The sequence below is a fragment of the Archangium sp. genome, assembly GCF_036389735.1.
GTDB lineage: Bacteria > Myxococcota > Myxococcia > Myxococcales > Myxococcaceae > Archangium.
Genome location: NZ_DASVWK010000664.1, coordinates 1 through 5,518, shown reverse-complemented (window position 1 = coordinate 5,518; position 5,518 = coordinate 1). Strand labels below are relative to the sequence as shown.

The following is a 5,518-nucleotide window of genomic DNA, read 5'->3' as shown; positions in this document are numbered from 1 at the left end:
CCCACTTCCGCAAAAGCCATTTCGGTTACGTACTCGTCAGTTTGTTTGATGCTTCCCTCATTCAAGTCAAGCGTCTTCACCCAAGGGATTCCATGAGGCGCGTAGTAGCGGCCACCACTCCTGCGAGGGGGCGTCTTCCCTGAGTGAACAGTCGCAAATTTTCCAATTGCTGAGAGAGCCCAATTCCTCGGGATCAAACCCAGCGGAGATTTCTTGAACTGCTCCGGGTGCAGTTCGGGGTCGCGTAGCTCGCCGTTATCGTCGACGCCGCGGGTGAGCAGGTTATGTAGCAGCCCCTGCTTCACCTGCCTCAGTTTGGCGATGAGTCGTTCGGACTTCTGGATGGTCTCATCCAGGGTGCGCAGGATCTGCCCTGCCAGCACCTGCTCCTGGAAGGGCGGGAGCGGGAACTTGAAGCTGGAAATCGCGGAATTGGACAACCCATAGCGGGTACTCCCTGTCGCGACAGTTGCGAAATAGCGACGTGCTCTGGAGTGAGCAAGCTGCTTGGCAAGCCAAGTTGGATCGACCCGATTCCTGGGTCGAAGAATCGCCAGGTGATATCCGCAGATCAGGTCATCGGCAGATTGGTCGATGATCGCGGGTACGGCGATGTCATCCGGTGTCTCTGAGTCTTTGGTGATGAGCACGTCCCCCCTTTTAAGGTGGAAGCGCTGAATCTCAGAGGGCGACGCCGTTGCCTCCATGTAGGGCTGTGAGGCACCCAGGTAGTCGTTCGAGTAGACGTCCATGTAGTTACACAAACGTACCCGCCGCTCACCTTCGGTGCTCTTCTTGTCGACGTTACTGACGCGAATCTCCGCAGCGGCATCCAGTCGAGAAAGGCCCCACTCCGCTGAACGCTCAGACATACCCAAGCCCCCGGAGGAAACCGCTGAGCTTCTTCGCAGAGTCGTCGCGCTCCTGCTCGATGCTCTTGAGCGTCACGCGGTACTTGGCCCACCACTCCTCGAACGTTTCTGTCACCTGCTGTCGATGCTCCGCGACATAGCGGCCCAGAATGGCGTTGAGATTCCCACGCAGGATGCCGAGCACCAGCTCCCGTGAGGAAGCCTCGTCGAGCTTCGTGACCGCCGCCTCAAGCTGCATCTTGAAATCATCCTTCAGAGTCTTCAGCTTCTTCTTGAGCGCACCCAGTTCCTTCCTAATGGCTTTGAGTTCCTCCTCGGATAGCCGCTCTTCGAATTCTTCGGTCTCCTCCTCCTCTTCTCCAGGACTTGACCCCTTGAGGGGCGCCTCCAGCTCGGCTTTCTTCGCCTCCAGTTCCGAGATTTCAGCTAGGTACTGCGGCAACAGGTGCTTGGTAAGAGCGTGATCGAGCGGGTTCTCCTTCGACTTCTCGTCCTCCAGCGCCGATACGATGCTGGATGTCCACGCTTCCACCAACCCCCGGAAGCCCTGCGCCGCCAGCGTCTTGAGGTCGTTCTGCGCCTCGCCCCACCACGTGGCGATCACGCCCGTCACCTGGAAGCGGTCGAGCAAGCCCACGGGTCCAACCTCTTGCTCGAAGCTCGCGAGCAGGTGCGCGCGCAACGGCATCAGCGCCTGCGTCTTCGGCAGATTCGTGAACCCGCCGTGGTTCTGCTTCCACCATGACGCGACGGCCTCCGCGAGCGCTTTCTCCCGGGCGGCCATGCCGACTGAGCCTGCCCCGGTTTTGTGGACACACCTCATAAGTCGGCTACACGGGAGGTAGTGTTCATGGAGCGAAGGAAGAGGCGGAGTTTCACCCCAGAGTTCAAGGCCGAGGCAGTCCGGCAGGTACGCGAGGGCGGCAAGAGCATGCCCCAGGTGGCCAAGGAGCTGGACCTGACCGAGTCGGCCCTGCGCAACTGGGTGAGCGAGGCCGACGGCAACAAGGGCAAAGACCCGGCAGGCACGCTCACCACGTCCGAGCGGGAGGAGCTGGTGCGGCTGCGCAAGGAGGTGCGCCATCTGGAGATGGAGCGTGACTTCCTAAAAAAAGCGGCGGCCTTCTTCGCGAAGGAGACCTCGAAGTGAAATTCGAGTTCATCGAGGCGGAGAAGGCCCATTTCCCGGTGGACTTCATGTGCCAGCAGTTGGGCGTGTCGCGTTCGGGCTACTACGCCTGGAAGGAGCGCCCGGAATCCGAGCGGCACAAGGCGGACCGGGCCCTGGCCGAGGTGGTGACGGCGGTGCACCAGGAGAGCCGCGGCAGGTACGGTAGCCCGCGTGTGCATGCCGAGCTGCGAGCCCGCGGGCAGCGCGTGAGTCGCAAGCGAGTGGCCCGCCTCATGCGCCAGCACGAGATGGTTGCTCGCAAGAGACGTCGCTTCGTGCGGACAACGGACTCACGCCACAACCAGCCCGTGGCCCCCAATGTCCTCGAGCGCAACTTTTCCCCCGGCCAGCCCAATAGCACCTGGGCTACGGACATTACCTACGTGGCAACGAGGCAGGGCTGGCTCTACCTGGCCGTCGTCCTGGACCTCTTCTCGCGCAAGGTGGTGGGCTGGTCCATGAGCCAGAACATCGACAGGCACCTGGTGCTCAACGCCCTGGACATGGCGCTCAAGGGACGCCAACCCCCGCGAGGGCTGCTGCACCACTCGGACCGGGGCAGTCAGTACGCCAGCACCGATTACCAGCAGGCGCTGGCTGCGCGCGGCATCCAGTGCAGCATGTCGCGCAAGGGCAACTGCTGGGACAACGCCGTGGTGGAGAGTTTCTTCAGCAGCTTGAAGTTGGAGCTCGTCTACACCACCGACTTCGCCACGCAAGAGCAGGCCCGGCTGGCCCTCTTCGAGTACATCGAGGTCTTCTACAACCGCCAGCGGCGGCACTCTTCGCTGGGCTACGTCAGTCCAGTGGATTTTGAGCTTGCGGCCTTACCGCAGAAGTTGGCATCTTAATCCTACTGTCCACGTAACCGGGGCAAGCCCAGACATCCGCTTCGAGGCGCTTCTTCAAGTCGGCCTTTTCCGACAGGCCATCCACGAAGTCGAGGTAGCGCTCGTCACGCTCCTTCAGCAGTCGTTTCGTGCTTAGACCGTGCGCCTCGAAGAGCTTCTTCTTCGCCTTCACCTCGGCCTTCGGGATGCCGCCGTGGAGGTGCGCCCGCACGTCATGCGGTTCGGGGGGCGGCGCGTTGTCGGCGTAGCGGCGGATGTTGAGGTTGTCGCCGTTCTCCCGCAACTCCTCGCGGCTTGCTACCCGGGCGAACCCAGGCACATCCTTGAACGCCTCCCAGGTACTGACGATCTTTTCAATGTGCTCGGGCAAGAGGTGGTTCTGCGCGCGGCCCTCATAGAACTCGCGGTCGGCATTGATGAAGAGCACCTTGCCCGCACGCTCCGGGGGCTTCGCCTTGTGTGCTCGAAGCACGAGGATGCACGCGGGAATGCCCGTTCCGTAGAAGAGGTTCGGCCCCAGGCCGATGACCGCTTCGAGCAGGTCATCATTCAAGATTCCGGTGCGGATGTCCTTCTCCGCGCCCCCGCGAAAGAGCACGCCGTGGGGCATCACCGTCACCACCATGCCATCCTTCTTCAACACAGCCACCATGTGCTGGACGAACATCAGGTCCGCCTTCTTGCCGCCCTCAGGACAGAATCCAAAGCGGAAGCGCTCGCGGCACGTCAACTCCTCCTGGGAGTAATTTTGCGAGAAGGGCGGGTTGGTGATGACGCGGTGGAAGCGCATCAACTCTCCGCCTTCGGTGTGCATTGGTTCGGCGAGAGTGTCCCCGTGTCGCAAGTCCGCGTCAGCGATGCCGTGGAGCAGCATGTTCATCTTGGAGATGGCCCACACGCCGCCGTTGGACTCCTGGCCGTAGAGGCCCAGGTCTCTCGAGTTGAGTTGGTGCTCGTCCAGGTACTCCTTGGCGAGAACCAGCATGCCCCCCGAACCCGAGCAGGGATCGTAAACGAGGTGGCCCTCCTGGGGCCGGGCGATGCGCACCATCATCCGGACGACGGAGCGGGGGGTGTAGAACTCGCCGCCCTTCTTGCCCGCCGAGTCCGCGAAGTCGCGGATGAGGTACTCGTAGGCGGCTCCGAGCAGATCCGGGTACTCGAAGTCCTCGTTGCGCAGACGGACAGTGGAGAAGTGCTTGATGAGTTCGCGCAAGCTCTTGTCGGAGATCTTCGACTGGCCGACCTTGCGGTTGAAGTCGATGTGCGTGAGCACGCCGTCGAGGCTGCCGTTTTCCTGCTCCAGAGCCGCGAGCGCTTGGTTGAGCCCGTCGCCCACGTTGTGGTGGAGGTTGTCGAGGATGTGCTTCCATCGGGCTTCCTGCGGCACAAAGAAGGTGCCGGCCTCGGAGTAGAAGCTGGGATGGCTGGCGCGCTTCTCGGCCTCGGGGCGGGGGCGGCTCTTCTTCAGCTCTTTGTCGAGAAGTTCCTGGTAGCGGGCCTCGAAGACGTCCGAGCACCGCTTCAGGAACAGCATCCCGAAGATGTACTCCTTGAACTCGGAGGCATCCATCTTGCCTCGGAGGATGTCGGCGGCGGCCAGGAGGTGGCGTTCGAGTTGGGGCAGGGTCAGGCGAGCCATGGTGGCGCCTTCCTACCACTGAAGAGGGGGACTTCGCGCCCTACGTGGGTGGCACTCAAACGCGCGGGGAGGACACGCCTCCGCCGGCCCGGTATAGAAGTGCTTGGGCGAGGAGGTGCACATGGCGGACACGGGGTTCTTCAAAGGGTGGCTGGGGCCGTTCAAACTCATCCGGCGCTATGTTTCCCGGAAGCCAGAGCCGGGCAATGAGGAACTGGGCCGTGTCTACGAGGCCTACAACGTCCTCACGGGCAATCCGGCGCTGGTGTTGCTGCCGCGCGAAAGTGCCCCCGTGGAGATGGAGCCGCAGGAGGAGTGGCGGCTGCGCCTGCGTGCCCAGGCCCTGCCTCCCTTCTTCGCGCTGGAGGTGGAGAAGGCCCCGCCCTCCGGCCGCCTGTCCCAGTTGAGCGGGATGTTGAGGCTGCTCGCCACCGCCGTCGAGCGGCTGGGAAACGGAGAAGAGGCGAGAGCCCACCTCACCTGCCTGCCCATGGGGCCGCTGGAGTCACTGAGGCACCGGGCCGGGCGCGCCTGGAGGTGGACGCGCGCCAGCCGCTGGCGCACTGTCGCGGTCTGCTGCCTGATGTTCCTGTCCCTGCGACTGGTCGTCCATCTGGTGGAGATGGAGGTGTATGGGTTGAATTGGGACCTGACTCCTCGCACCGTGACGCAGCGGATGCCCATGCGGCCCGCCACCCTGCGCCGTTCGCCCGCGGCGGTCGACATCGCCAACAGCGGAGCGACACCCATCGCCTATCCCCTGCCTGGCGAGCCATTCGACGATCAGGCCAAGGCCCCCTGCATCCCGAAGCAGGGCGAGGTGGAGATCAACGGCGGCTGCTGGGTGGCACTTGAGAAGCGCCCGCCCTGCTACGAGATTCAGGCCGAGTACAAGGGCAAGTGCTACCTGCCGGTCTCGGCCCGCTCCCGAAGGCGCGAGCCCCAGTCCATCCAGCGGTGAGTGCGCCTGACCTCCTCCTAT

Annotated in this window: 5 protein-coding genes; 2 read left to right on the top strand and 3 right to left on the bottom strand. The window is 63.1% G+C overall.

The features are described from left to right. Positions 1-872: restriction endonuclease subunit S (locus tag VF794_RS23325; protein WP_331113971.1), on the bottom strand; the 872-nt coding region annotated here is incomplete at its 3' end. Next, entirely contained in the window at positions 865-1,656 is a 792-nt protein-coding gene (locus VF794_RS23320; RefSeq protein WP_331113969.1) for a hypothetical protein, read from the bottom strand. The genes VF794_RS23320 and VF794_RS23325, both read right to left, overlap by 8 nt. A 66-nt stretch (positions 1,657-1,722) precedes the next feature. Between VF794_RS23320 and VF794_RS23315 the strand changes: the two genes are divergently transcribed. Further along, a protein-coding gene (locus VF794_RS23315; protein ID WP_331113967.1) for an IS3 family transposase occupies positions 1,723-2,894 on the top strand; the annotation gives its coding sequence in 2 pieces (ribosomal slippage) (positions 1,723-1,978 and positions 1,978-2,894; 1,173 coding nt in all). Here the strand turns inward: VF794_RS23315 and VF794_RS23310 are convergent. Further along, positions 2,842-4,536, bottom strand: coding sequence for a class I SAM-dependent DNA methyltransferase (locus VF794_RS23310; protein ID WP_331113965.1), 1,695 nt, complete (start codon positions 4,534-4,536; stop codon positions 2,842-2,844). The two genes, VF794_RS23315 and VF794_RS23310, sit on opposite strands and share 53 nt — an antisense overlap. Positions 4,537-4,657: 121 nt before the next feature. Between VF794_RS23310 and VF794_RS23305 the strand changes: the two genes are divergently transcribed. Continuing rightward, positions 4,658-5,497, top strand: a complete 840-nt coding sequence (locus tag VF794_RS23305; RefSeq protein WP_331113963.1) for a hypothetical protein — start codon at positions 4,658-4,660, stop codon at positions 5,495-5,497. Positions 5,498-5,518 lie beyond the last annotated feature (21 nt).

What these genes read in the sequence shown, in the direction of transcription:
- VF794_RS23310 (WP_331113965.1), bottom strand. Translation starts at nt 4,536, where the DNA reads ATGGCTCGCCTGACCCTGCCCCAACTCGAACGCCACCTCCTGGCCGCC.
- VF794_RS23305 (WP_331113963.1), top strand. Translation starts at nt 4,658, where the DNA reads ATGGCGGACACGGGGTTCTTCAAAGGGTGGCTGGGGCCGTTCAAACTC.
- VF794_RS23320 (WP_331113969.1), bottom strand. Translation starts at nt 1,656, where the DNA reads ATGGCCGCCCGGGAGAAAGCGCTCGCGGAGGCCGTCGCGTCATGGTGG.